Origin of the sequence: Pseudomonas sp. MS15a(2019), assembly GCF_013277805.1 — a bacterium.
In the GTDB taxonomy this organism is placed as follows: Bacteria; Pseudomonadota; Gammaproteobacteria; order Pseudomonadales; family Pseudomonadaceae; genus Chryseomonas; species Chryseomonas benzopyrenica.
Map to the genome: position 1 here is coordinate 344,454 of NZ_VBTN01000009.1, position 26,796 is coordinate 371,249.

20 protein-coding genes and 1 pseudogene are annotated in these 26,796 nt (G+C 66.9%); 12 read left to right on the top strand and 9 right to left on the bottom strand.

What is annotated here, in order from left to right; genetic code table 11:
• Positions 1-5: 5 nt before the first annotated feature.
• Entirely contained in the window at positions 6-1,172 is a 1,167-nt protein-coding gene (nhaA, locus tag FEZ61_RS14325; protein ID WP_173149172.1) for a Na+/H+ antiporter NhaA, read from the bottom strand.
• A 256-nt stretch (positions 1,173-1,428) separates the two neighbouring features.
• Between nhaA and FEZ61_RS14330 the strand changes: the two genes are divergently transcribed.
• A complete protein-coding gene (locus tag FEZ61_RS14330; RefSeq protein WP_064308456.1) occupies positions 1,429-2,598 on the top strand; it encodes an HPP family protein in 1,170 nt (389 codons plus the stop codon).
• Positions 2,599-2,602: 4 nt separating this feature from the next.
• Here the strand turns inward: FEZ61_RS14330 and FEZ61_RS14335 are convergent, their stop codons facing one another.
• Complete coding sequence (locus FEZ61_RS14335) at positions 2,603-4,228, bottom strand: methyl-accepting chemotaxis protein (RefSeq protein ID WP_017638662.1); 1,626 nt, start codon at positions 4,226-4,228, stop codon at positions 2,603-2,605.
• A 156-nt stretch (positions 4,229-4,384) separates the two neighbouring features.
• Between FEZ61_RS14335 and FEZ61_RS14340 the strand changes: the two genes are divergently transcribed.
• The 4 genes and pseudogenes from FEZ61_RS14340 (at position 4,385) to FEZ61_RS14355 (ending at position 6,819) form a co-directional block, all read left to right on the top strand.
• Positions 4,385-4,816 carry a DUF4398 domain-containing protein gene (locus tag FEZ61_RS14340; RefSeq protein WP_064308457.1) on the top strand — a complete coding sequence of 144 codons (432 nt, stop codon included), beginning with the start codon at positions 4,385-4,387 and terminating at the stop codon, positions 4,814-4,816.
• Positions 4,817-4,846: 30 nt separating this feature from the next.
• Positions 4,847-5,221, top strand: a pseudogene (locus tag FEZ61_RS14345) (DUF4398 domain-containing protein); the annotation flags it as partial.
• A gap of 114 nt (positions 5,222-5,335) precedes the next feature.
• On the top strand, positions 5,336-6,343 hold the full coding sequence (locus FEZ61_RS14350; RefSeq protein ID WP_173149174.1) for an NAD(P)-dependent alcohol dehydrogenase: 1,008 nt from the start codon (positions 5,336-5,338) through the stop codon (positions 6,341-6,343).
• Between the two features lie 83 nt (positions 6,344-6,426).
• Positions 6,427-6,819: a response regulator gene (locus tag FEZ61_RS14355; protein ID WP_017638658.1), complete on the top strand. Its 393-nt coding sequence runs from the start codon at positions 6,427-6,429 to the stop codon at positions 6,817-6,819.
• On the opposite strand, the gene FEZ61_RS14360 is transcribed toward FEZ61_RS14355, so the two are convergent.
• Positions 6,816-7,199: a response regulator gene (locus tag FEZ61_RS14360; RefSeq protein ID WP_051226123.1), complete on the bottom strand. Its 384-nt coding sequence runs from the start codon at positions 7,197-7,199 to the stop codon at positions 6,816-6,818. The two genes, FEZ61_RS14355 and FEZ61_RS14360, sit on opposite strands and share 4 nt — an antisense overlap.
• A 244-nt stretch (positions 7,200-7,443) precedes the next feature.
• Here FEZ61_RS14360 and FEZ61_RS24435 point away from each other — a divergent pair, with 244 nt between their 5' ends.
• On the top strand, positions 7,444-10,785 hold the full coding sequence (locus FEZ61_RS24435; protein WP_173149175.1) for a PAS domain S-box protein: 3,342 nt from the start codon (positions 7,444-7,446) through the stop codon (positions 10,783-10,785).
• A 535-nt stretch (positions 10,786-11,320) separates the two neighbouring features.
• On the opposite strand, the gene yghX is transcribed toward FEZ61_RS24435, so the two are convergent.
• Both yghX and FEZ61_RS14375 read right to left on the bottom strand, forming a co-directional pair.
• On the bottom strand, positions 11,321-12,211 hold the full coding sequence (gene yghX / locus FEZ61_RS14370) for a YghX family hydrolase (RefSeq protein WP_017638655.1): 891 nt from the start codon (positions 12,209-12,211) through the stop codon (positions 11,321-11,323).
• Positions 12,212-12,373: 162 nt separating this feature from the next.
• A complete protein-coding gene (locus tag FEZ61_RS14375) occupies positions 12,374-14,707 on the bottom strand; it encodes a DNA polymerase II (RefSeq protein WP_173149177.1) in 2,334 nt (777 codons plus the stop codon).
• A 209-nt stretch (positions 14,708-14,916) separates the two neighbouring features.
• Here FEZ61_RS14375 and FEZ61_RS14380 point away from each other — a divergent pair, with 209 nt between their 5' ends.
• Both FEZ61_RS14380 and FEZ61_RS14385 read left to right on the top strand, forming a co-directional pair.
• Positions 14,917-15,609, top strand: coding sequence for a 3'-5' exonuclease (locus FEZ61_RS14380; protein ID WP_173149179.1), 693 nt, complete (start codon positions 14,917-14,919; stop codon positions 15,607-15,609).
• Positions 15,610-15,703: 94 nt separating this feature from the next.
• On the top strand, positions 15,704-16,747 hold the full coding sequence (locus tag FEZ61_RS14385) for a zinc-dependent alcohol dehydrogenase family protein (RefSeq protein ID WP_017638652.1): 1,044 nt from the start codon (positions 15,704-15,706) through the stop codon (positions 16,745-16,747).
• Between the two features lie 4 nt (positions 16,748-16,751).
• Here FEZ61_RS14385 and FEZ61_RS14390 read toward each other — a convergent pair whose 3' ends face one another.
• A complete protein-coding gene (locus FEZ61_RS14390) occupies positions 16,752-17,243 on the bottom strand; it encodes a hypothetical protein (protein ID WP_173149181.1) in 492 nt (163 codons plus the stop codon).
• Between the two features lie 386 nt (positions 17,244-17,629).
• Here FEZ61_RS14390 and FEZ61_RS14395 point away from each other — a divergent pair, with 386 nt between their 5' ends.
• Positions 17,630-18,649, top strand: coding sequence for a branched-chain amino acid aminotransferase (locus FEZ61_RS14395; RefSeq protein WP_068383662.1), 1,020 nt, complete (start codon positions 17,630-17,632; stop codon positions 18,647-18,649).
• 309 nt (positions 18,650-18,958) lie between these two features.
• Here the strand turns inward: FEZ61_RS14395 and FEZ61_RS14400 are convergent, their stop codons facing one another.
• The 3 genes from FEZ61_RS14400 to FEZ61_RS14410 form a co-directional block, all read right to left on the bottom strand.
• On the bottom strand, positions 18,959-19,522 hold the full coding sequence (locus FEZ61_RS14400; protein ID WP_064307531.1) for a DedA family protein: 564 nt from the start codon (positions 19,520-19,522) through the stop codon (positions 18,959-18,961).
• A gap of 9 nt (positions 19,523-19,531) precedes the next feature.
• Positions 19,532-20,638, bottom strand: a complete 1,107-nt coding sequence (locus FEZ61_RS14405; RefSeq protein ID WP_017638648.1) for a calcium:proton antiporter — start codon at positions 20,636-20,638, stop codon at positions 19,532-19,534.
• Between the two features lie 118 nt (positions 20,639-20,756).
• Positions 20,757-21,857, bottom strand: coding sequence for an acyltransferase (locus FEZ61_RS14410; RefSeq protein ID WP_236712136.1), 1,101 nt, complete (start codon positions 21,855-21,857; stop codon positions 20,757-20,759).
• Positions 21,858-22,085: 228 nt separating this feature from the next.
• On the opposite strand from FEZ61_RS14410, the gene FEZ61_RS14415 reads away from it, so the two are divergent.
• From FEZ61_RS14415 to FEZ61_RS14425, 3 genes are all read left to right on the top strand, one after another.
• The gene (locus FEZ61_RS14415) at positions 22,086-23,036 is read left to right on the top strand and encodes an adenosine deaminase (RefSeq protein WP_068383669.1); all 951 of its coding nucleotides are present in this window, start codon (positions 22,086-22,088) and stop codon (positions 23,034-23,036) included.
• A 2-nt stretch (positions 23,037-23,038) separates the two neighbouring features.
• On the top strand, positions 23,039-23,845 hold the full coding sequence (gene hisN / locus FEZ61_RS14420; protein WP_173149184.1) for a histidinol-phosphatase: 807 nt from the start codon (positions 23,039-23,041) through the stop codon (positions 23,843-23,845).
• Positions 23,846-24,835: 990 nt separating this feature from the next.
• Positions 24,836-26,461, top strand: a complete 1,626-nt coding sequence (locus FEZ61_RS14425; protein ID WP_173149186.1) for a hypothetical protein — start codon at positions 24,836-24,838, stop codon at positions 26,459-26,461.
• Positions 26,462-26,796: the final 335 nt, after the last annotated feature.

The following is a 26,796-nucleotide window of genomic DNA, read 5'->3' on the forward strand; positions in this document are numbered from 1 at the left end:
TCCTCTCAACGACGACGGGCGGCGACCAGCAGCACGGCGATGCCGGCCAGGGCTGACAGCAGCGAGCCCAGCAGCACCCCGATCTTGACCTCGTCGACCAGGAAGGGCGCACCCGGAAAGGCCAGGGCACCAATGAACAGACTCATGGTAAAGCCAATCCCGCAAAGCAGGGCCACGCCATAGAGCTGCAGCCAGCTGGCACCCTCCGGCAGCCGCGCCAGGCCACTGCGGATAGCCAGCAGCGCCATCAGCGAGATGCCCACCTGCTTGCCGAGAAACAGCCCCAAGGCGACGCCCAGCGGCACCGGGTCCAGCAGATTGCCAAGGGAAATGCCGGCCAGGGAGACCCCGGCATTGGCGAAACCGAACACGGGCACGATGAGGAAGGCTACCCAGGGATGCAGCACGGATTCCAGCCGGAGCAGCGGCGAGGCGTCGTCGGCCGCGCTATCGCCCAGGGGAATGAACAACGCCAGGATCACCCCGGCCAGGGTCGCATGGATGCCCGAGCGCAGCATGCAGAACCACAGCAGCGCCCCGACCAGCAGATAGGGCAGCAGGGCGGTGACCTTGAGGCGGTTGAGCACGAACAGCACCGCCACCAGCCCTGCCGCGGCCAGCAGCATGCTGGCGGAGAGATCGCTGGTATAGAACAGGGCGATGATCAGCACCGCGCCGAGGTCGTCGAGGATGGCCAGCGCCGAAAGGAAGACCTTGAGCGATACCGGCACCCGCGACCCCAGCAGCGACAGCACGCCGAGGGCGAAGGCGATGTCGGTGGCGGCGGGAATCGCCCAACCCGAGAGGGTCTGGGGATCGTGGCGATTGACCAGGGCATAGAGCAGCGCCGGCACCAGCATGCCGCCCAGGGCCGCGAGGCCCGGCAGGGCGCGATCGCCCCAGCTGGCGAGTTGGCCGACCGCCATCTCGCGCTTGATCTCCAGGCCCACCAGCAGAAAGAAGAGGGCCATCAGGCCGTCGTTGATCCAGTGACCGACAGAGAGCCCACCGACGTACCAATGCAGGCTGGCGAAGTAGCCCTCGGCCAGCGGCGAGTTGGCGACGATGAGGGCGATGGCCGCGGCGACCATCAATACGATGCCGCCGGCGGCCTCGGCGGCGCAGAAGCGCTGAACGAAGGCCAGGGCCTTGATGGAAGGTAGGGGTGACATGGGCAGCAGGACTCCGCGCGGCGGCCCGACCTGCGCTCGATTCAACCTGTCCTACCGCGCGACTGCGGCGACACCCAGCCGATAATCCTACTACGGCGGACGGCCCCTCGCAGTAGAAAATCCACCTGGGGCGGCAGACGCTCTGGAGCGCTGCCTGACCGCTGGAAGAGGCGGCACAGGGGCCGGTTCGGTCTTGCCAGGGCGGCGTACAGGGAGGACCATCAGCGCCCTCGTTCTGCCTAGCAGCTGCTTTCCCATGTCCCAGGAACCCCTTACGCCGTCCCCCTCGCCCTCCCTTTCCGCGCGCCTGGCCCAGGGTCTGCGCGCCTTCTGGCCCGCACCGCTACCCATCGACGGGCGCGAGCGACTACGCGCCAGCCTGGGCGCCGGCCTCGGCATCCTGCTCGCGGCGCTGCTGGCGGCCTGGTGGCTGGAAGGCCAGCCGGTGCATCAGCACGGCGCCCTGGCACTGGCCCTGGTGGCGCCGCTGGGCGCCAGCGCCGTGCTGGTGTTCGCCCTGCCCTCCAGTCCCCTGGCGCAGCCCTGGTCGGTGGTGGGTGGCAATACCCTGGCGGCGCTGATCGGCATCGCCTGCGCGCGGTGGATTCCCGAAGCCAATCTGGCCGCCGCCGTGGCGGTCGCCCTGGCCATCGCCGCCATGTTCACCTTGCGCTGCCTGCACCCTCCGGGTGGCGCCTCGGCGCTACTGATGGTGCTCATCGGCGCCCAGGACTTCAGCTACGCCTGGAGTCCGGTGGCGCTGGATTCGCTGCTGCTGGTGAGCGCCGGTCTGCTCTACAACAACCTGACCCGGCGCCCCTGGCCCCATGTGCCTCGCCCGGCCGAGCCGAGCAGCGAGACGCGCCTGCAGCGTGCCGACCTGGACGCCGTGCTGGCGCGCTACAACCAGGTGCTGGACATCAGCCGCGACGACCTCGCCGAATTGCTCGAACAGGTGGAGGCGCGCGCCTACCAGCGCAAGATGGGCGAATTACGCTGCGCCGATGTCATGAGCCAGCAACCGGTGACGGCCCGTGCCGAGATGCCGCTGCAGGAAGCCTGGGCGCTGATGCGCGCCCGGCGCATCAAGGCGCTGCCGGTGGTGGATCGCCAGGGCTATCTGCTGGGCATCGTCACCGTCGCCGATTTCATGCGGCAGATCGACCTGGACGTGCACGAGGGCCTCGGCTGGCGCCTGCGCTCCCTGGTCCGGCCGAAGGCGCGCCAGGACGAACACAGCGTCGGCCGCATCATGACCCGTACCGTGCGGGTGGCCAGCGCCGATCGCCTGCTGATCGATCTGGTACCGGTGTTTTCCGAGAACGGCCACCGCCACATCCCCATCATCGACGGCTCGCGCCGCCTGGTGGGCATCATCACCCAGTCGGATCTGATCCGGGCGCTGTACCAGGCGGTGCGCGTCTAGCGGTTCAGACCTGGAAGCGATTCACCAGCCCCTGCAGATCCACCGCCAGCCGGGACAATTCCTGGCTGGCGGCACTGGTCTGGCGGGCTCCGTCGGCGGACTGGGTGGAGAGATCGCGGATGTTGACCAGATTGCGATCCACTTCCCGGGCTACCTGCGCCTGCTCTTCGGCCGCGCTGGCGATCACCAGGTTGCGCTCGTACATCTCGCCGATGCGACTGTTGATCTCGTCCAGCGCCACCCCGGCGGTTTCCGCCAGGGCCCGCGTGGCCTGGGCCCGCTGACTGCTGCTGTGCATGGAACCCAGGGCCTGACTGGCGCCGCTGCGCATGCCCGAGACCATCTGCTCGATCTCCAGGGTGGACTGCTGGGTACGGCTGGCCAGGGCGCGCACCTCGTCGGCCACCACGGCGAAGCCACGCCCGGCCTCACCGGCCCGCGCCGCCTCGATGGCGGCATTGAGCGCCAGCAGGTTGGTCTGCTCGGCGATGGCGCGAATGACGTCGAGCACCTTGCCGATGTCCTGGGACTGCTCGGCCAGGCGCTGGACCACCGTCCCGGTGGCCGCGACCTCGTCGGACAGCGCCTCGATGGCGCCCAGGGTTTCCGCGACGCGGGTCTGGCCCTGCTGTGCGGCCTGGCTGGAGGCCCGCGAGGCCTCGGAGGTGGAGACGGCGTTGCGCGCCACCTCGTCCACCGCGGTGCTCATCTCGGTGACGGCGGTAGCGGCCTGTTCGATCTCCTGGTTCTGCTGCTGCAGGCCCTGGCCCGCGGCCTCGGTGACCGCATTGAGCTCTTCGGCGGCGGTGGCCAACTGGGTGGAGGAGCCGGCGATGCGCGAGAGGGTCTCACGCAACTGCCCCTGCATCTGCTGCAAGGCGCGCTGCAATTCGCTCACCTCGTCACGCCCCTGCACCGCCAGGGTCTGGGTCAGGTCGCCCTGGGCGACACGGCGGGCGGCCAGCAGCGCCTCGCGCAGCGGTCCGACGATGCTGCGGGTCAGCAGCCAGGCCATGAGCACCGTGGCCAGGGCGGCCAGGACGATCACCGCGATGACGATCAGCCGTGAGGCCTCATAGCGGTCCGCCGAGACCTTGCCATCGCGTTCGATACCCTCGGCATAGAGGTCGCCCAACTCGCCCAGCTGCTTGCCGGTGCCGTCCACCACCGGTTTCATGTCCACCAGGGTCAGTTTGTTGAGCGCGACGGTATCGCCCCGCCGCGCCAGGGCGAAGGACTCGGTCATGCCCTGCTGATAGGTGGCGAAATCGCGCTTGAACAGGTCCCAGCGCTGGTGCTCCTCGGGGGTGTCGACAAAGACCTCATAGGCCTTGATGCCCTCCATGAGCACCTTGTTGCGCGCCTCGTACTGGCTGACATAGGTGTCGATGTTGCGCGGTTCCGGGTCCAGCGCCAGCCGCAAGGAGATGGTGCGGATGCGCAGCATGTTCTCGCGGATGGCGTCCACCGCGCGAATGCTCGGCACCCAGTCGCGCTCCGTCACCACCTGGCGTTCGCGGATACCCGCCATCTGCGCCAGGGAAAACAGGCCGAGAAAAGCCACCATCAGGGCGATCAGGCCGAAGCCTAGCGCCGCGCGGGGCGCGATGTTGCAATTGCGTAACAGCATGGAATCTCCGTGGCCGCTGGCCCTGTTGTTGTCTGACAACGTATATCGGCCAGGACACCCTGCCCTTTAGCGCAGCGGTTGCAGCGAACCTCGCCGCGTTTTCGTCGTCTCACAGGCACTGTCGCCCATTCCGGGCGACCTGCCAGGAATGTTCGGATGAAAACCGGTCCCTCTCGCGCCTCCCCGTTCTCCGCGCCTCGTGCGCTGCTCGCCAGCCTGGTCCTGGGTGGCGGTCTGCTCCTCGCGGGCTGCGCCGGCAATCCGCCGACCGCGCAGATGGCCGTGACCCAATCGGCCGTCAACGAAGCCGTGAGCGGCGGCGGCAACCAGTTCGCCCCGATCGAGACCAAGTCGGCCCAGGACAAGTGGACCCAGGCCCAAACGGCGCTTTCCAACGAGAAATACGACGACGCCAAGCGCCTGGCCGAGCAGGCCGAGTGGGATGCCCGCCTGGCGACTCGCAAGACCCAGGCCGCCAAGGCCACGACGGCGCTGCAGGATGCCCAGAACAGCATCCAGCAGATCCGCGAGGAAGGTCAGATCAACCTTCAGCTGCAACAGAATCTACAGAAAAAGGTGCAGCAGTAAGGCTGCCCGCTCTCTTGAAGGACGAAACCCATGCGTAAACGTTTTCTGCTTCCAGTACTGTCGGCCCTGACCCTCACCCTGGCCGCCTGCGCCACCCCGCCCAACCCCAATCTGGAAAAGGCGCGCAACGACTACGCCGCCCTCGAATCCCAGCCCCAGGCCACCCAGCTGGCGGCGCTGGAAACCAAGGATGCCGGCACCTGGCTGGCCAAGACCGACAAGGCCTACAAGGACGGTGAGAACGAGCGCACCGTCGACCAGCTGGCCTACCTGACCCAGCAACGCATCCAGACCGCCATGCAGACCATCAAGCTGCGCATGGCTGAGGCCGAGCTGAAGAAGGTCGATGCCCAGCGCGGCGAAACCCGCCTGAACACCCGCACCGAGCAGCTGCAGCAACTGCAGAAGGCGATCAAGTAAGGCCATGGGCGCAGGACTCCTTCGGGAATCCTGCGCCCGGCACCGTGGTCCTCTACAGACCCGCGAGCGTCCTGCTCGCCATAGTCCGGAGGATCTTTCATGCACGCCATACGCCTACGCAAACCCGGTGGTCTGGATCAGCTGGAACACTGTGAACTGCCCGATCCCGGTCAGCCCGGAGCCGGCGAGATCCGCGTGCGGATCAAGGCCAGCTCGCTGAATTTCCATGATCTGGGCGTGGTGCTCGGCAAGATGCCGACCGCCGATGGGCGCATTCCCATGTCCGATGGCGCCGGGGTGGTCGAGGCCGTGGGCGCAGGCGTCAGCGAATTCGCCGTGGGCGATCAGGTGGTCTCGACCTTCTTTCCCCAGTGGCTGGACGGCGAGCCGACAATCGACGATTTTTCCACCACGCCCGGCGATGGCATCGACGGCTTCGCCTGCGAGGTAGTGGTGCGCCCGGCCACGGCCTTTACCCGCGCGCCCAAGGGCTACAGCCATGCCGAGGCGGCGACCCTGACCACCGCCGGGCTCACCGCCTGGCGTGCCCTGGTGGTGGACGGCAATCTCAAGGCCGGCGACAGCGTGCTGGTCATGGGCACCGGCGGGGTGTCCATCTTCGCCCTGCAGCTGGCCAAGGCCATGGGCGCCACGGTGATCGCCACCTCTTCGTCGGACGAGAAGCTGCAGCGTGCCTATGCCTTGGGCGCCGATCACCTGATCAATTACCGCGACGAGCCGGAATGGGGCGCCAAGGTACAGGCCATCACCGGGGGGCGCGGCGTCGACATCGTGGTGGAAGTGGGCGGCCCGGCGACGCTGGCGCAATCCATCCAGGCCGCGCGTATCCATGGTCATCTGGCGCTGATCGGCGTGCTCACCGGCGTCGAGGGCCAGGTCCCCACCGCCAATCTGATGCGTCGGCACCAACGACTGCAGGGGTTGATCGTCGGCAGTCGCCGCCATCAGCAGGAGATGATCCAGGCGCTGGAGAGTAACGGGATCAAGCCGGTCATCGATCGCGGCTATCCCCTGGCCGAGATCGCCGAGGCCTTCGCCTTCCAGAAGGACGGCAGCCATTTCGGCAAGATCGTCTTGGAGATCTGACAATGGTCAGACGAAAGCCAGACTGAGACCGACAGGGCTCTGCTAGACTTCCGGAATTGCCTCATCGCGTTCCGGATGTCCCGATGACTTCGTCTACCGCCCTGCCCTATGCCGTCGTCATCGAAGACAACAGTCTGCTCGCCGAGCTGCTGGGCAATCATCTCGAAGAACAATTGCAGTGGGCCTGTACCCGCTTCGACAATGCCGACGATGCCCTGGTGCATCTGCTGCAATGCCAGGAAGCGCCGGCCCTGGTCGTTACCGATCACCTGATGCCCGGCCAGTTGCGCGGCGGCGAGCTGGCGCAGATGCTGCTGCAGCGCTGGCCCGAGTTGCCCATGGTGATCACTTCCGGCTACGGCTACGAAATCACCACCACGTTGCCCCCTCAGGTGATCTTCCTGCAGAAGCCCTGGACGCTGGATGAGGTGGATTCGGCGGTACGCCTGGCGCGAGCGCGTCAGGCAGGCGACTAGACGCCCAGCTGCCCGCAGGCCTTCAGCAACTGGTCGATGGTCCAGGGCTTGGGCAGGAACAGCGCCCGGTCTTCGCGTTCGGCATATTGCTGGCCGGTGTATCCAGAGGACACCAGGATGGGCAACTGTGGAAACCGTTGGCGGACCTGTTTGGCCAGGGCGAGCCCGTCCAACCGACCGGGCATGCGCACATCGGTGAACAGCAGATCGGGCGGCAATGGATCGGCTTCGAACCAGCACCAGGCGGCATCGGCGGTGTCGAACGACTGGACGGCGTAGCCTTCCATTTCGAACACCTCCGTCGCCAGCGAGCGCAGTACGGGATCGTCTTCGACGACCAGCACAGTGGTAACGGCTGCGGAAGAAACTACATCGGTCATGGCAACGCTACTTCATTAGTACGACTAAATAGACCGAAATTACTCGAATTGGATCACAACCCTCGGATGGACGGCTGGCCGGTTGGTACTGGCACTTGTCTGATGCCGCAGCGGCTACTTAATTCCCTGTCTGTCGGAAAAAGGTGCCGGCAGATCGCTGGCCGGCGCCCGACTCTCCTACTCTAAGGCTCTCGCTGGACGTCACCGCCGTCTGCTTTCGCTGCCCACCTGTTCGAAAGATCCCATGGCTGAATCCGCTCTCTCTCACGCTGAACTCCAGGCCGAAGTACGCCGCCTGCGCGCCGCGCTCGACCAGTGCACCGCGCTGCCGCCCCAGGACGCCCAACGGCGCCTGGCAATCTTCGATGGCGCCATCGATTTCGCCATGATCGTGCTCGATCCGGCCGGGGTGATCGCCGACTGGAACAGCGGCGCCGAACGCCTGCTGGGCTGGACCGCCGCGGAGATTCGCGGTGCACCGGCGGAGCGCTTCTTCACCCCGGAAGACAACCAGAGCGGCCGAGCCGCGCTGGAAATGCGGCTGGCCCTGCAGGACGGCCGTGCCGAGGATGAGCGCTGGCACCTGCGCCGCGACGGCACTCGCTTCTGGGCCAGTGGCGAGATGCATCCGCTGCACGACGACGCCGGCACCCATACCGGCTTCGTCAAGATCCTCCGCGACCGCACGTCCCAGCACCTGGCCGGCGAGGCCCTGCGCGACAGCCAGCGCTACGTGGGCGAGGTGCAGCAGCAGCTGGCGGAGAGCGAGCGCTACTGGCGCGGCCTGTTCGAGCAACTGGACGAGGGCTTCATCCTCGGCACCATCCTGCGCGATGACCAGGGCCGCGGCCGGGACTGGCGCTATGACCAGGTCAACCGGGCCTGGTGCGCGCACTTCGGCTTGAGTGCGCAACAGGCGGTCGGCCAGACCGCGCGCAGCCTGTTTCCCGATCTCGAAGACCTCTGGGTGGAAGACTTCACCCGGGTGGTGGATACCGGCCAGTCGTTCAGCTACGTGCGGCAATTCCAGCACAACGGGCGCTGGTACGAAGGCCATGCGCACAAGGCCGGTCCCGACAGCTTTCTGGTGCTGTTCCTGGATGTCACCGAGCGCGAGCAGGCCGCCCAGGCCACCCGCGACGAAGAGCGTTATCGCAGGGCCCTGGCCGAACTCGGTGAAGGCTTCAGCCAGCTGGGCGACATCGAAGCCGTCACCGACCTCGCCTGCGCCACCCTGGGTACCAGCCTGGATGCCCACCTGGTGGGCTATGGCCTGGTGGACGCCGAGGCCGAGACCATCACCGTGGGGCGCGACTGGACGATCCCGGGCGCCCGCAGCCTGATGGGCACCCTGAACTTCCACGACTACGGCAGCTACAGCGAGTCTTTCAAGCGCGGCGAAACCGTGGTGATCGAGGATGTGCACGCGGACCCGCGCGCCCGTGACAACCTCGCGGCGCTGCAACGCCTGGAGACCCGCGCCCTGGTCAACCTGCCGCTGTTCGAGCACGGCAACCTGGTGGCCCTGCTCTATGTCGGTTCCAGTCAGCCGCGGCGCTGGACGCCGGCCGAGTTGCAATTCATCCGCGAGGTCGCCAATCGCACCCGCTCGGCGACGGCGCGGCTGACCGCGGAACGTGCACTGCGCGACAGCGAACTCAATCTGCGCCTGGTGGCCGACACCCTGCCCTGCCTGATCGCCTTCGTCGATCGCGACCTGATCTATCGCTTCGCCAACGTCGAGGCGCCCAAGTGGTTCAAGGATGCGCCGCAGAGCATCCTCGGTCGCAGCATGGCCGAGGTCTTCGCGCCGGAGCTGTTCGCTGCCCGCCGCCCGGCCATCCAGGCCGCCCTGGACGGCACCCCGGCGCGGCTGGATCTGCCCTGGGCCTGGCCGGACGGCCGGCGACGCATCGCCGACATCCACTATCGGCCGCGGCGGGATGGGCGCGGCGCGGTGGACGGCTTCTATGTCTTCGCCCAGGACGTCACCGTCCAGCGCGACGCCCAGGCGCTGATCCAGGCGCAGAATCTCAGCCTCAGCCAGGAAGTCCAGGCGCGCACCGCGGAACGCGACCGGCTCTGGGCGCTCAGCGAGGACCTGCTGCTCACCGCCGACTTCGCCGGGCAGCTGCTGCGGGTGAGTCCATCCTGGTCGCGCGGCCTGGGCTATTCCGAGGCCGAGTTGCTCAGCCGCCCCTACACCGAACTCATTCACCCCGACGATCTACCGGGCGTGCTGGTAGCGCTGGACGACCTGCGCCGCAGCGGCCTGCCGACCCGGGTGGAGAATCGTGTCCAGGCGGCGAATGGCAGCTGGCGCTGGCTGTCCTGGACGCTGTCGCTAGATACCGATCAGGAGCACGTCACCGGTGCCGGGCGCGATATCACCCGCGAGAAGGACGCCGCGGAGACCCAGGCGCTGCTGGAAGAACAGCTGCGCCAATCACAGAAGATGGAAGCGGTCGGCCAACTCACCGGCGGCCTGGCCCACGACTTCAACAACCTGCTCGCCGGCATCGTCGGCAGTCTGGACCTGCTCACGGTGCGCATCGGCCAGGGTAGGCTGAACAATCTCGAGCGCTACACCACCGCCGCCCAGGGCGCCGCCATCCGCGCCGCCGCCCTGACCCACCGGCTGCTGGCCTTTTCCCGCCGGCAGACGCTGGATCCCAAGCCCACCGACGTCAATCGCCTAGTGGCCGGCATGGAAGACCTGATCCGCCGCACGGTGGGTCCGGCGATCCAGATCGAGGTGGTGGCCAGCAGCGAACTCTGGTCGACCCTGGTCGATCCGCCGCAGCTGGAAAATGCCCTGCTCAACCTCTGCATCAACGCCCGCGACGCCATGCCCGAGGGTGGCCGCATCTTCATCGAGACCGCCAATCGGGCGCTGGATGCGCGCATGGCCCGGGTCCGCGACCTGGAGCCGGGCGAATACATCGCCCTCTCGGTGACCGATAACGGCTGCGGCATGCCGCCCGAGGTGATCGCCAAGGCCTTCGACCCCTTCTTCACCACCAAGCCGATCGGCGTGGGTACCGGGCTCGGCCTGTCGATGATCTACGGCTTCGTGCGCCAGTCCGGCGGCCAGGCGCGCATCCATTCCCAGGTCGATGAGGGCACCAGCGTCACCCTTTTCCTGCCGCGCCACCGCGAAACGGCAGCGGGTGTGGACCTCATCGCCAGCCAACCGGCGCTGCCACGCCAGGGTCACGGCGAGACGGTGCTGGTGGTGGATGACGAACCCACGGTACGGATGCTGGTGGTGGAGGTGCTGGAAGAACTGGGCTACGCCGCCCTGGAAGCGGCGGATGCCGGCTCCGGGTTGCGACTGCTGGAATCCGATGTGCGCATCGACCTGCTGATCAGCGACGTCGGCCTGCCCGGCGGCATGAACGGCCGGCAGATGGCCGACGCCGCCCGCCAGCGCCGCCCGGGCCTCAAGGTACTGTTCATCACCGGCTACGCGGAGAACGCGGTGGTCGGCAACGGCCATCTGGAGCCCGGCATGCACGTGATGACCAAGCCCTTCGCCATGGACGCCCTGGCGGTACGCATCCGCGATCTGATCGAGGGGACCTGACTCCGTAGGTTGGCGCTGAGCGCAGCGAAGCCCAACGGTGCCGAGGTTCAGCCGGGGGCCTGTTGGGCTTCGACGATGAAGCCCTCTCAGCCCAACCTACGTCGGCAGCCACCGCAGTTCGACCTCTCATGTAGGTTGGTGCTGAGCGCAGCGAAGCCCAACGGTGCCGAGGTTCAGCCGGGGCCCTGTTGGGCTTCGACGATGAAGCCGTCTCAGCCCAACCTACGTCGGTAGCCACCATGGTCCGGCCTCTCGCGTAGGTTGGCGCTGAGCGCAGCGAAGCCCAACGGTGCCGAGGTTCAGCCGGGGCCCTGTTGGGCTTCGACGATAAAGCCCTCTCAGCCCAACCTGCGTCGGTAGCCACCACGGTTCGGCCTCTCGCGTAGGTTGGCGCTGAGCGCAGCGAAGCCCAACGGTGCCTCCCGCCCAACCAGTCGCGACGGGCTAACGCCTCCTTGTCCAGCGTTTCGGGTTGGCCCCGCCCGTGGAAAACGCTACGGCATGGGATCCCGGCACCCGGGATAGCCCAGAGCGCTCAGGCCAGGTAACGCCCGAACCAGTCCAGGGTGCGCTGCCAGGCCAGCTGGGCAGCCGCCTCGTCGTAGCGCGGGGTGGAGTCGTTGTGGAAGCCGTGGTTGGTGCCGGCATAGCGCTGCACCTCGTAGGTCTTGCCGGCCGCCTTGAGCGCCGCTTCGTAGGCGGCGGCGCCCTCGTTGATGCGCGGATCGTTTTCGGCGTAGTGGATCAGCAGCGGCGCCTTGATCGCCGCCACCTCCTCGGCGCGCGGTTGACGTCCATAGAAGGGCACCGCCGCGGCCAGCTCGGGATAGGCCACGGCGGCCGCGTTGGCCACGCCACCGCCATAGCAGAAGCCGGTGATACCGACCTTGCCGGTGCTGAATTCGTGGCTCATCAGGGTTTCCACGGCGGCGAAGAAGTCGTTCATCAGCTTGGCCGGATCGACCTGCTGCTGCAACTCACGGCCCTTGTCGTCGTTGCCGGGATAGCCGCCCATGGACGTCAGGCCGTCCGGTGCCAGCGCCAGATAGCCCGCTTTGGCCAGACGCCGGGCCACGTCTTCGATATAGGGATTGAGGCCACGATTCTCGTGGGCCACCACCACTGCCGGCACCTTGCCGCTGGCCTTGGCCGGCCGCACCAGATAGCCACGCACCCGCCCATGGCCCTTGGGCGAGGGGTAATAGACGTACTCGGCGATGATGTCCGGGTCGGTGAATTCCACCTGGCTGGCCAGGGCATAGTTGGGGCTCAGCGCCGCCAGCACGCCGGTGGCCGACAGCCCCAGCACCGCGGCACAGGCCCCGGCGCGGTCGAGGAAGTCGCGGCGGCTGATGCGACCGTGGACATAGAAGTCATAGAGTTCGAGCAGTTCGGGCGAGAAATCCTGGGCGGTGAGGCGGGTCATCGCAGCGCTCCTCTGGCGGGAAAGGGGACCGCCAGCCCAGCTGGGTAGGCGCCCCGGTGGCCCCCGAGTGTGCCGCGAATCGTCTGACTATGCCATGGCCTCGCGCGGGTGCCGCGCTGGGCGTGCAGCTCGGCGATCAACGCTTCGAAACGACCGCCCTGTTCAGAACAACCCCATCTGCCGATCCAGCAACCGGTCGAAGCGGTCGCCGACGAAGGGCAGGATGGCGTCGGCCACCGGGGCCAACTGGCGCTGTACATAGTGATCGTATTCGGGTGGTGCATGAGGCAGCTCGACCGGCTCGGCGCCGGCGGTGGTGATCAGGTAGCTGATCCAGCCGCCACGGCGAAAGCGGCTGCGGCGTCCCAGCCGGGCGTTTTCCGCCTCCAGCAGGCGCGCCGCGCGTACCTGGGGCGAGAGATTGCTCTGGTACTCCTCCAGCGGTCGGCGCAGGCGCTTGCGATAGACCAGCAGGTCGTCGAGGTCGCCGGCGCGGGTGCGGGCGACGAAGTCGCGCACATAGTCCTCATGGGGCTCACCGGTGAAGATCAACAGGTACAGCTCGCGCTGGAAGCGCTGGGCCAGCGGCGACCAGTCGCTGCGTACCGTTTCCAGGCCCTTGAACACAAGCTCGGGCTGGCCGTCGGCTCCGGGTCTGAGCCCGGCGTACCGCTTCTTGCTGCCCTCCTCCGCGCCGCGAATGGTAGGCATGAGAAAGCGGCTGAAGTGGGTCTCGTACTGCAGCTCCAGATGGCTTTCCAGCCCCAGCTCCGCCTGTAGCCACTCGCGCCAGTGGGCGTTGACCGCCGCCACCAGCTCGCGACCGATACGCTCGGCCTCGGCCTCCTCATGGGCAGCCCCGAGCCAGACGAAGGTGGAGTCGGTGTCGCCATAGATCACTCGATGACCACGCGCCTCGATCAGCTCGCGGGTCTGGTGCATCACCGCGTGGCCACGCAGGGTGATGGACGAGGCCAGGCGGTGATCGAAGAAACGGCAGTGCGGCGTGCCCAGCACGCCATAGAAGCTGTTCATGATGATCTTCAGCGCCTGAGCCAGGGGCGCGTTGCCCGCGCGCTTGGCGGCATCGCGCCCCTCCCAGACCCGCGCCACCATCTCCGGCAGGCAGTGCCGGGTGCGGTGGAAGCGCGCGCCACGAAAGCCCGGCACCGTCTCGTCCTCGGGCAATGCCAGGCCCTCCACCAGCCCCACCGGATCGATGAGAAAGGTGCGGATCAGCGAGGGATAGAGACTCTTGTAGTCCAGCACCAGCACCGAGTCGTAGAGCCCGGGCCGGGAATCCATGACGAAGCCACCGGGGCTGGCCTCGGGTGGCTGGGCACCGAGATTGGGCGCGACGAAGCCCTGGCGGTGCATCAACGGCAGATAGAGATGGTAGAAGGCGGCGATGGAGGCGCCATGGCGCTCCAGCGGCAGGCCGGTGACGCTGGCCCGTTCCAGGAGGAAGCGCAGCAGCTCGGTCTTGGCGAAGATGCGGGTGACCAGTTCGCAATCCACCAGGTTGTAGCGCGCCAGGGCGCTCTTTTCGCCCGCGAACATGCGATTGATCGAGGCCATGCGGTCGTGGGGATTGTCGATGGCCTTGCCTTCGCCCAGCAGGGTACGGCTGACGTTCTCCAGGCTGTAGGAGGGAAATACCCAGGTCGCCGACTTGAGTGCCTCCACCCCGTCGATGATCGGCCGCCCGGCCAGCAGCGCCTGGAAGGGCCGGCCCTGGCCGCCGGGTTCGTAGTGATCGTCCTCGGGGGCACCACGGCCCAGGTGCAGGGGCACGCCCAGCTTGCGCGCGTGTTCGTGGAGCACGCGGATGTCGAACTGCAGCACGCTCCAGCCGATGATGACGTCGGGATCGTGGCGCGCCAGCCAGGCATTGAGACGCTGGAGCAGGGTGGCGCGGTCGGCGACGTATTCCAGGTCGAAGTCCACCGCCGCATCCTCCCCGGTGGGCGGGCCGAGCATGTACACCTGGCGCTGGCCGCAGCCATGCAGGCCGATGCTGTAGAGCTCGCCGCGCTCGCTGGTCTCGATGTCCAGCGACAGGGTGCGCAGCGAGGGGCGATAGTCGGGATCGGGCCGCAGTGGCCCGCCGTCTGCCGTGGGCAGCGTCACCGGCGCGGTGATGAAGCGCTCCATGAGAAAGCGATCCGCCGGGGCGATGTCCGTCTCGTAGACCTCGATGCCGGCGGCGGGGAGGCGCTGCTCCAGTTCGCGCAGGGTGCGATAGCGCGGCGCATAGAGCCCCAGGACGGGGCGCCGCTGGAAGTCCTGCAGCGCCAATTCGCGGATCTCCACCTCGGCCGGCAGCAGGCGCTCGATGTCCGCCCGTCGCGCGGCCGGGGCGAAGGCCACGGCCTGTTGCGCCGGCACCCGCAGCTGGCGCGGACCGCTGTCGGTGGCGAACCAGAACACCAGCTCCATCCCGGTGGAAGTCTCGCGCCAGAGGCGTGTCAGCAAGAAACCCTGGACGGCGGCCAAAGCAGCGGCGCTCCTCGACATGGATGAAGGCCCATTCTCGCAAGGCCAGACCGCGCGGGCGACCCCGGCGCGCCGGGTGGTCCGCTCGTCGCTCCCGCCGAACGGCCTGTGTCCTGTGGCGATGATCTTGCATCGAATGCCCACACCCGTCGTAGAGCCGATTCCCCGGCTCTTGGGCGCACCCTTTGTTTCAGCTGTCAGGCCGTGTCATGAATTCCTTGTCGTCGTCTTTTTCCACCGCTGCCTTCACCGGCTACAACGCCCAGCAAATGCGGGTGCGCGAGCAGGCGCGTCGCTGGCTGGAGCAGGACGTGCTGGTGCTGGATACCGAGGCGACCGGTCTAGGGGAAGAGGCCCAGCTGATCGAGGTGGCGGTGATGACCCTCGGTGGCCGGGTGCTGCTCGATACCCTGGTGCGCCCCAGCATCGCCGTGCCGCGCGAGGCGACCCTGATCCACGGCCTGACCGATGCCCACCTGAGCCAGGCGCCCTCCTTTCCCGAGGTGTTCGCCCAGCTCTGGCCGCTGCTGCAGGGCCGCACCGTGCTGGCCTATGGCATGGCCTTCGACTATCGCCTGCTGGGGCACGATGCCCAGCTCCACGGACTGGCGCTGCCGCCGGAACTGGAGCGGGAGACGCCGCCGGTGCAACTGGTGGATGGCACCCGCCTGCACTGCCTGATGCAGCTCTATGCCCAGTTCTGGCAGGAGCCGAGTCTGGACAGCCGCAGCCAGGACGGCTGGCGCCGCAAATCCCTGGCCATGGCCGCTCGCCAGCAGGGCGTCGCCGTGCAGGAAACCCACCGCGCCCTGCCCGACTGCCGCCTCAAGGCCGCCCTGGTGCAGGCGCTAGGCGAGGACGCACCGGCTACCTGGAGCGGGCTGCAGGCCCTGGCAGGCTAGCCGAGCGGCAGTCCGCCGGCCGCACCGGCAAGCAGACAGGCTAAATTCGCGCGGCTTGCCATACTGGAGGCGTCATCCAGCCCGAGGCCCCGCCATGAAAGCTGTCGTCTACGAAGCCTTTTCCGCGCCACCCTGCCTGTGCACGGTGCCGGACCCTACCCCCGAGCCGCACGGCGTGGTGCTCAAGGTCATGGCCACCGGCGTCTGCCGTAGCGACTGGCACGGCTGGGTCGGCCATGACACCGACATCGAACTGCCCCATGTGCCGGGCCACGAATTGGCCGGGGTGGTCGAGGCGGTAGGCAAGGACGTCAGGAGGTGGCGGGTCGGCGACCGGGTGACGGTGCCCTTCGTCGGTGGCTGCGGCGCCTGTCCACAGTGCCACGCCGGCCACCAGCAGGTCTGCGACCATCAGTTCCAGCCCGGCTTCACCCACTGGGGCTCCTTCGCCCAGTACGTCGGCATCCACCAGGCCGATCTCAACCTGGTCAGCCTGCCCGAGCAGCTGGACTTCGCCACGGCGGCGAGCCTGGGCTGTCGCTTCGTGACGTCCTTTCGCGCCGTGGTCGACCAGGGCAAGGTCAGCGCCGGCCAGTGGGTAGCGGTGCACGGCTGCGGGGGCGTCGGGCTCTCGGCGATCATGATCGCCAGCGCCCTGGGCGCCCAGGTGGTGGCCATCGACATCACCGCCGACAAGCTGGCCCTGGCCCGCAGCCTCGGGGCCGTGGCCACCCTCGATGCTACCCAGGTGGCCAGCGTGCCCGAGGCGGTGCAGGAACTCACCGGCGGCGGTGCCCACGTCTCTCTCGACGCCCTGGGCCACCCCACCACCTGCTTCAATTCCATCGCCTGCCTGCGCAAGCGCGGCAAGCACGTTCAGGTCGGGTTGCTGCTGGGCGACCAGGCGACGCCGGCGCTGCCGATGAATCTGGTAATCGCCAAGGAGCTGGAAATCCTCGGCAGCCACGGCATGCAGGCCCATCGCTACGACGTGCTGATGGCCATGCTGCGCCAGGGCACCCTGGCACCGCAGCGGTTGATCGGCCGCGAGATCAGCCTGGCCGAGTCCAGCGAGGCCCTGATGCACATGGACAGGTTCGAAGGTACCGGGGTGACCGTCATCACCCGCTTCGACTAGCTCGCTAGCCGGACTCCGCCGCCTGCAACACCCAGCGCAGCCCCTGCAGGTCCTCGGCGGACAGGGTTGCGCGCAGGCGGCAGAGGCGATAATTGACCCGGGTATTCATGGCCACCCATTCCAGGTCCTGGCGGCTGGGCTGGCCGATGAAGTACTCGCCGTAGCGCTCGTCCAGCCCGGCCATGCGGTACTGGCCCTTGAGTGGCAGGTAGAGCTGGCCGTTCATTTCCCAGCGACTGGCGCTGCAGCCGTGGAAGCGCACCTTGTCGCCAAAGGTGGACAGCTGGGTGCGGAAATCGGTGGTGGCGTTGCCGGCGCTGGTCTTGAACTGGCTGGCGATCACGCTGAAGACGATCCCGTCGGTCGAGGGCGCCCCACGCCATTCGATGACCCGACGATTGAGCGCCGTGTCGAACTTGTCGGTGAAGATGCCGGCGGCCTGCGCCGTGAGCGTTGGCAGGGTCAGGGCACCCAGCAACGCCATCATTGTTTTCAAAACAGACTCCTGGTGGCGACCCGCACACCCAGCCTGAAGCAACAGGCAGAGGCGGCAAAGGGCCAGCTTCAGTCTTTGGAGATCCGATTGGCTGAAAGGTGCCCCCAGAGGTCCGGATAAGCGGTATCTTTCACAGTCTAGGCTCTGTACGAAAAGTGCCTGTGCTCGGTGATGCTGCGTTAAAAATCAGCTCGGAATGCTCATTTACCACTCGTAAACTCCGCTTCCTCGCTGATTTTTGCCTTGCCTGACCTTCGCTCGGCGACTTTTCATACAGAACCTAGCGACGAGCCCGCCTCGTCCACCCCTTTTAACCGTCGCCGGTGAGGCGTACGGCCCGACCACGAAACGACCGGCCAAGCCGCCGGAGAGCACTGCGAGGATCTATGAGCGCTGCGGACATCGATTGGAAGACCCTCGGTTTCGACTACATCAAGACCGACTTCCGCTATATCGCCACCTATCGCAACGGCAGCTGGGGACCCGGCGAGCTGACTCGCGACAACCAGTTGCACATCAGCGAAGGCTCCACGGCCATCCACTACGGCCAGCAGTGCTTCGAAGGCCTCAAGGCCTATCGCTGCCAGGACGGCTCCATCAACTTGTTCCGCCCCGACCGCAACGCCGCGCGCATGCACAAGAGCTGCGCCCGCCTGCTGATGCCGCCGGTCCCCACCGAGATGTTCATCGATGCCTGCCAGCAGGTGGTCAAGGCCAACGAGGCCTGGATCCCGCCCCACGGCACCGGCGGCGCCTTCTACCTGCGGCCCTTCGTCATCGGCGTGGGTGACAACATCGGCGTGCGCACCGCCCCCGAGTTCCACTTCGTGGTATTCGGCATCCCGGTCGGCGCCTACTTCAAGGGCGGCATGACCCCGCACAACTTCGTGATCTCCGGCTATGACCGCGCCGCGCCCCAGGGCACCGGTGCCGCCAAGGTCGGCGGCAACTACGCCGCCAGCCTGATGCCCGGCGCCCAGGCCAAGGCCGAAGGCTTCGCCGACTGCATCTACCTGGATCCCCTGACCCACCGCAAGATCGAGGAAGTCGGCTCGGCCAACTTCTTCGCCATCACCGGCGACGGCAAGTTCGTCACCCCGCGCTCCGAGTCGGTGCTGCCGGGCGTGACCCGTATGTCGCTGATGGACCTGGCGCGCGAGCGGCTGAACCTGGAAGTGGTCGAGGGCGACGTCCATATCGACCAGCTCGACCAGTTCGTCGAAGCCGGCGCCTGCGGCACCGCGGCGGTCATTACCCCCATTGGCGGCATCCAGTACGGCGAGAAGCTGCACGTCTTCCACAGCCTGACCGACGTCGGCCCGGTGACGCGCAAGCTGTACGAGGAACTGACCGGCATCCAGACCGGCGACAAGCCGGCTCCGGAGGGTTGGATCGTCAAGGTCTGACTTGGGTTGGTTTAGTGTGAAAAAGGCGCCTCAGGGCGCCTTTTTCGTTGGAGGAGCAGGCTGGCGGTAGGTTGGGTTGAGCGCAAGCGAAGCCCAACGCTTGGGGGCTGAAGTGTTGTACTGGCTGATTATCGAGCGATCTACCGAAACTTGTTTCATCTCGTCGGCAACTCACCTATCGCGGCCATGGGCCGCTCCTACAGATAGCCAGCTGCCGTAGGAGCGGCCCATGGCCGCGATTCCAGCGAGGTTCAGGTCTACGCACCGTTGGGCTTCGCTCCGCTCAACCCAACCTACAAAGCCTCCCCCCTACACCCCCTCCCGCCGCCGCAACACGGCGCGGGCGCCGATGAACAGCACCACCACGCAGATCGCCGCCGCGATCAACCAGTGCGTCGACACATGATGCTCGGCGAAGAAATCCCGCAGGATCTCCCCAACCGCATAACCGATGCCGGTCATGACGAAGCCCCACAGCAGGGCGCCGATGATGTTGAAGAACAGGAACCGCCGCGGCCGCACGCCGCTGGCGCCGATCAGCAGCGGGCCGATCAGGCGGAAGCCATAGGCGAAGCGGATGCCGATGATCCACAGGGCCTCGTGGCGATGAATGCGGCTGCGCAACCAGTCGATGCGCGCCTGCTGGCGTTTGAAGCGGCCGAGGATGCGGTCGCCATAGCGACGGCCGAGATAGAACAGCGTCTGATCGCCGATGAAGCCGCCCAGGGCCACGCACAGCGCCGTGAGCGGAAACAGCAGGTAGCCGTGGCGCGCGGCGATGCCGGCCAGGATGGCGACGCCGTCGCCTTCCACCAGAGCACCCAAAACCGCCGCGCCGTAGCCGTAGTTGCTGATGACCTCGCTGTCGATCATGGCACCGCCCTAGAGACCGAGGATGGTCAGCATGATGAAGGTACCGAACAGTACGAAGTGGGTCATGCCCTCGATGGCGTTGGTCTCGCCGTCGTTGAGGTTGATGGCGGCGACGATCAGGGTCACGGCCATCATCACCGTCTGCACCGGCGTCATGGCCATCTGGATCGGCTGGCCGTTGTACAGGGCGATGGCCTCCACCACCGGTACGGTGAGGATTACGGTGGACAGGCTGGCGCCCAGGGCGATGTTGATCACCGACTGCATGCGATTGGCCATGGCCGCGCGCAGGGCGGTGAGGATCTCGGGGCTGGCGGAAATCACCGCCACCACCAGCGCCGGGACCAGGGCCGGCACGGCCAGACCTTCCAGCCCGGTGTCCAGCGACTTGGACATCACCTCGGCCAGCGCCCCGGTGGCGACGATGCCGACGATCAGCATGGCGATGGACAGGGTGGCGCTGCTTTCACCATGGCCGGCGGTGGCGGCTTCGCCCTCGACCGCCGGGCGCTTGCGCTTCTTGTCCGGGTAGTTGTAGCTGAAGAAATAGCTGTGCGGGCCGGTCTGCATGCGTAGGAACAGGGTATAGAGCAGCGCCATGGCGCCGATGGTGAAGAAGGAATAGACGTGCCACTGGGCCGAGGGAATGAATTCCGGTACCAGCATGGAGATGCTCACCGCGGTGATGATCATCACCCCGTAGCTGCGGCTGGAGTCGTCGTTGTAGGGCTGCTCGCCGTGCTTGAGGCCCCCGAGCAGCGCGGCCAGGCCGATGATGCCGTTCATGTCCAGCATCACTGCGGCATAGATGGTGTCGCGGGCCAGGGTCGGCGAATGGTCGTGGCTCATCATGATCGCCAGGATGATCACCTCCACCAGCACGGCGGAAAGGGTCAGGATCATGGTGCCATAGGGATCGCCGACCTTTTCCGCCAGCAGTTCGGCGTGATGGGCCACGCGCATGGCCGCGCAGATGATGGCGGCGATCAACCCGCCGGCGGCGATCAGCGCCAGGGTCTGGCCACCGCCGAGCAGGGCGTGTTCGAACACATAGGCCAGCACCGTGGCACCGATGGCGACCAGCAGCAGGGTTTCGTCTTTGAGGGCGGCGAGCATGGAAAGGGGCGTCCTTGGTTGAGCAATGCCTTGTTACGACCGCCCTGGAGGGCAAAAGGCTCGCATCCTGTTACACCCCGGCGCTGGCCACCCAGGCTACCGCCGCCTGACAGGCCGCTCAGCCAACCCGAGCACGCGGTGCCAGGCGCTTCCACACGGCCTTGGTGCCGGTCGCGCAGGCCTGGCGATAGCCCAGGGCATGGCGTTCCACCAGGAACCAGGACACCACCGCCAGCGGCAGGGTGATGCCGATGGAGAGCAGCACCATGGTCCAGGCCTCGATGCCGGGGATCACCGCCGCCAGGGTCTGCTGCACGGGAAAGGAGTAGATGTAGAGGCCGTAGGAGTAGTCACCCACCTCGTTGAAGGCACGGATGCGGCCGGCCGGCACGAAGGCGAGATAGAGCAGCACATAGCCCAGCGTCAGGTTGTAGACCAGGTAGAAGCTGTCGCGGTCGGGCATCGCCACCGCCAGCAGCGCCACGGCGGCGGCGAAGGCCGCCCGCGTCAGGGGGATGTAGCCACGCAGCACATAGAAGGCACCGCCCAGGAAGAACATCTGGAACAGCCGCAGTAGGTGCGATTCGCTGGCGAAAAAATAGTAGGCGAACAGCTTGAACAGCGCCGCGCCCACAGCGAACAGCAGGATGGCGCGCTGGAAGTGACGACTGTCCAGCCGCAGCCAGAGCACGAACAACCAGAGCAGCGCCAGGGCGCCGTACATGCCCACCTCGAAAGGCAGCGTCCACAGCGAGCCATTGACGATGGTCTGCAAGGGATTGCCCTCGAACAGCCCGGGCAGGTCGAATTCGGCGCCAGCGATCAGGCCGGTGTTCTTGAACAGATAGAACCAGGTCTGGGGATCGCTCAGGTAATCCTGCAAGGGTGCCCGGGTCAGCCAGGCACCCAGGCCCAGCACCGTCAGCACCAGCATCACCAATAGGCCCGGTACCACGCGCAGGGCGCGGCCCCAGACGAAGTCGATGATGTCGGCGCGGCTGAGCAGACTCTTGGTGACCAGGAAACCGCTGGTGATGAAGAAGATGTCGACCGCAATGTCGCCCAGGGTCATGCCCAGGCTCTCGCGTCCCGGTTCCGCCGTGGCCGTGCCACTGGAGATAGCGAAGCTGTGACTGAAGACCACGGCGAGCGCCGCGATCATGCGAATCAGATTGAGATTGTTGTTCTTGCCGCCAACGTAATCCTGAACGGTCTGCACGGATACCTCACGCCTGGTGTTTGGAGCCATGCGTCCCGATTGTAGTCAGATCCAGACCCAATGCAGGCGTTATGGCCCTTTGCTGGCCCAAAGCGTGGAACGCTGGGAATTTCTGACCGCCCAAACCACCGTACATCGGTCAGCGGGAACCCGGATGCCTGCGGAAAACCCGGCAAAGCGTGCGACAATCGTCCATCTTTTTCTGATTCAAGCTATCCCGAGGCTCCCATGTACGACTGGCTCAATGCCCTGCCCAAGGCCGAACTGCACCTGCACCTGGAAGGCACCCTGGAGCCCGAGTTGCTGTTCAAGCTGGCCGAGCGCCATGGCGTCGCCCTACCCTGGGGTGATGTCGAAGCCCTGCGCGCCGCCTACAACTTCGGCAACCTGCAGGAATTCCTCGACCTCTACTACGCCGGCGCCGACGTGCTGCGCACCGAGCAGGACTTCTACGACCTGACCTGGGCCTATCTGCAGAAGTGCAAGGAACAGAACGTCATCCACACCGAGCCCTTCTTCGATCCCCAGACCCACACCGATCGCGGCATTCCCTTCGAAGTGGTGGTACGTGGCATCACCCAGGCGCTGAGCGACGGCGAGCGGCAGCTGGGCGTGACCAGCGGGCTGATCCTGAGCTTCCTGCGTCACCTCTCCGAAGACGCCGCCCAGGCCACCCTGGACCAGGCGCTGCCGTTTCGCGACCACTTCGTCGCCGTCGGCCTGGACAGCTCGGAAAAGGGTCATCCGCCGAGCAAGTTCAAGCGCGTCTTCGCCCGTGCCCGCGCCGAGGGTTTCCCGGCCGTGGCCCATGCTGGCGAGGAAGGCCCGCCGGAGTACATCTGGGAAGCCCTGGACCAGCTCGGCGTGGTGCGGATCGACCATGGCGTGCGCGCCTTCGAGGACGAGCGCCTGATGGATCGCCTGGTCGACCAGCAGATCCCGCTCACCGTGTGTCCGCTGTCCAACACCAAGCTGTGCGTGTTCGACGACATGAGCCAGCACACCATCCTCAAGATGCTCGACCGCGGCCTCAAGGTCACCGTCAACTCGGACGATCCGGCCTACTTCGGCGGCTACGTCACCGAGAACTTCATGGCCCTGCACGAAGGCCTGGGCATGACCCAAGCACAGGCCCAGCGCCTGGCACAGAACAGCCTCGACGCCCGCCTGGTGAAATGAGCATGAGCCTGACCGCTGCCGAGATCTCCTACTACGAACGCTTCGCCGAGCGCCTGGCCGACGCCGCCGCCGTGGCCATCCAGCCCTACTTCCGTGCCCAGCTGGCAGTGGACGACAAGGGCGACGCCGCCATCGCCGGCCGCCGCTACGACCCGGTGACCATCGCCGACAAGGCCGCCGAACGGGCCATGCGCGAACTCATCCAGGCCGAGCACCCGGATCACGGCATCCTCGGCGAGGAAGAGGAAAACGTCGCCGGCAGCAGTCCCCTGAGCTGGGTGCTCGACCCCATCGACGGCACCCGTGCCTTCATCACCGGCCTGCCGCTGTGGGGCACTCTGGTGGCGCTCAACGACGGCAACCGTCCGGTGATCGGGGTGATGAACCAGCCCTTCACCGGCGAGCGCTACCTGGGCACCCCGGCCGGCGCCTGGCGCAACGGCGCGGCCCTGCGCACCCGCGCCTGCGCCAGCCTGGCCCAGGCCCGGCTGATGTGCACCAGCCGCGACATCTTCGACACCCCCGAGCGCCTGGCGGCCTTCGACGCCGTGGCCGCCGAGGTGCAGCTGGCCCGCTTCGGCGGTGACTGCTACGCCTACTGCATGCTGGCCTCGGGCTTCGTCGACGTCATCATCGAGGCGGGCCTGCAGCCCTACGATGTCCAGGCGCTGATCCCCATCATCGAAGGCGCCGGCGGCCGCATGACCGCCTGGGACGGCGGCGACGCCCAACAGGGCGGCGCCATCCTCGCCTGTGGTGATCCGGCGCTGCATGCGCAGTTGGTGGAACGGTTGCAGCACCTGGCCTGAGGCTTGGTAGGCGGGTCCGTAGGTTGGGTTGAGCGGAGCGAAGCCCAACTTTGCGGATGTTTGGCCGGGATGCCTTGGCTTATCAGTGCCTTGGCTATTTATCGAGCTTTGCTGGTATCTCTTGTTTCGCCCACCCGGGCGACTCACTTTTGCCAGTCGCGGCTACGCGCCCCGGACAAAAGTAACCAAAACCGCTGCCCCCACGTTTCGGCCCTCCGCTGCGCTCCGGGTCCCCTCGCTCCGGCGCCGCTCCTGGGGCACGGCACGAAGGGGCGTCCTGCCCCTCGCGCCTCGCTCGGCATCTTGCCTCGCATCCCCCTCAGCGACACCTACACTCGGCCTCACTGACGGGGACGGGAGGCCAGCCTGAGACTACGGTGTTTACAGGCAAAGCCAGAGCGATTCGTAGCGTGGAAAACCGCGCAGCGTTTTCCACTGAGGGAGTAAGGCTTAACGCGTGGACAAGGCTGCGCCGTTGTCCACCCTACCGGTTTGCACCCAGGCATCAGGCTAGCGAATCGCCCCGTTCAGGAGGGCGAATGCCGGTGTCGTGGAGTGGGTCGAGCCGCATGGATGCGGCGAGAGGCCTAACGGGCCATGGACGGCCCGTGTAGGCCGACCCCGGAACGGCGCTGGCGTGAGCGGATCCGCAGCGCAGCGGAGGGCCGGATGGTCGGGGCAAGCGTTTTTGCTTATTTTTTTCGCGACTGAAAAAAGTGAGTCGCCCGGGTGGGCGAAACAAAAACCTTCAAAGCGCTCGATAACCAGCCCTGGTACCAATACCAGCAATCGCGGCCATGGCCGCTCCTACAGGCCCAATCCAGCCTGTAGGAGAGGCCGCGATTGGCTCTCATGGCAATCATCCCCCGCTAACCCCTTAAGCCCCCTCTAAGCCAACTCCCGTATACCGGCAGGATTCCGCCAAGAGTCCCTGCCGTGCTCTCCTCTTCTTCCCCCTCCTCCCCCAGAGCCGCACAGCTGGAGCGGGCCTTGCTGCTCGGCTGCCTGGCCGCCTACCTGCTCGCCGGCCTGTTCGGTCGTGGTCTGTGGAAGGCCGACGAACCCTACTCCTTCGGCATGCTGTGGAATTTCCTCACCACCCCGGACTGGCTGGTCCCCCGGGTCGGCACCGCGCCCTTCATGGAAAAGCCGCCGCTGATGTACTGGACCGGCGCCCTGGCCGCGCGGCTGTCCGCGCCCTGGCTGAGTGCGCCCGACGGCGCGCGGCTGGCGGTGCTGGGTTGGATGCTGGTGACCCTGGCCGCCCTTGCCTGGCTGACCGAGCGGCTGCTGCCCGGCCGCCGGCGCGAGGCCGTGCTCGCCTTGCTGGGCATGCTCGGCGTGGTGCAGCATAGTCATCTGCTGATCGCCGACGTGCCCCAGCTGGCCGGCGCCACCCTGGGCCTCGCCGGGCTGGCCGCGCAGCTGCACGACAACCGCCATCCCTGGCGCCGGGGCCTGCTGTTTGGCAGCGGCCTGGGCATCGCCTTCATGAGCAAGGGCCTGCTGGTCCCCGGGGTGCTGGGCCTCACCGGACTGCTCTGTGCGCTCTGCTGGCCGCGGCGACTGGTCGAGCCGGAAGGACGGCACTGGCTGCTCGCCGCCGGCCTAGCCGCCCTGCCCTGGCTGCTGGTCTGGCCGGCGCTGCTCTGGCACCGGGCGCCGGAGCTGTTCCATACCTGGCTGTGGACCAACAACATCGGCCGTTTCTTTGGCCTGGAGGCGCGCAACAGCGATACCGACGGTCTGGCCTCCAGCCTGGCGGATCTGCTGGCGCTGTCCTTTCCCACCGGGCTGATCCTGCTGGGCGCCACGCTCTGGCAGCTGTATCGCCGTGGCGGCAGCCCGCTGAAGCGCCTGGGTCGGCATCCGGGACTGGCCACGGTGGTGCTCTATGCGCTCGTCTGCCTGGCGGTGCTGCTCAAGTCGGCGGTGTTCCGCAGCCTCTATCTGCTACCGCTGTTTCCGGCCCTGGCGCTGCTGGCGGCGCGGCTGCAGCCACCGCCCGCGCTCGCCGCCCTCGGGCGCACCCTCGGCCTGGCCTTCTGGACGCCGATCATCGCCTTGCTGGCCCTGGGCGGTTTCGGCCTGGCGCTGGGCTGGCCGCTGCCCTGGCCCGCGCTGGTCCGGGACCATCTGCCGCTCGCTGAACGACTGCCGGTAGGCCTGCTGGCCTGGATCCTCGCCGCGCTGGCGCTGCTCGGCTGGGGACTGGCGCTAGGGCTGCACAGACGCCTGGCACCCAGCAGTCTCTGGTTCGTCGGCCTCACCGTGAGCTGGAGTCTGGCCAACAGCCTTTGGCTACCCTGGGTCGACCTGGGCAACAGCTATGCCCGGCCGTTCACCGCGCTGCAGCGGGTGCTGCCACGGACGGATTGCGTGGCCAGCTACGGCCTGGGCGAATCGGAGCGCTCCATGCTGCACGTCTACGCCGGCTATCCCCCGGTGGAGCTGACCGCGCTGCGCCAGGTGCCCTGCCAGGTGCTGGTGGTGCAGGACGAATGGCACGAAGCCGTGGCGGTACCACCAGGCTGGCAGCTGCTCTGGCAGGGCGCACGGCCCGGCAATCTCAAGGAGCGCTTCCGCGCCTTCATGGTGTCGCCCCAGGTGCCTTGAGACGTTGGGCTTCGCTGACGCTCAACCCAACCTACGGTAGCTTCAGCTCCCACGTAGGTTGGGTTGAGACGGCTCCATCGTCGAAGCCCAACACGCGGGATCTGGCCTTGGGCACCGTTGGGCTTCGCTGCGCTCAGCGCCAACCTACAAGAACCCAATTCCCTTGTAGGTTGGGTTGAGGCAGCTCCACCGTCGAAGCCCAACGTGGGACTTGGGCACCGTTGGGCTTCGCTGCGCTCAGCCCAACCTACAAGAACCCATTCCCCCTTGTAGATACCATCTCTCCCATCAATCACAACAGGTCCTCTAAAGGGCCTGTCGTGGTTGATAAGGTC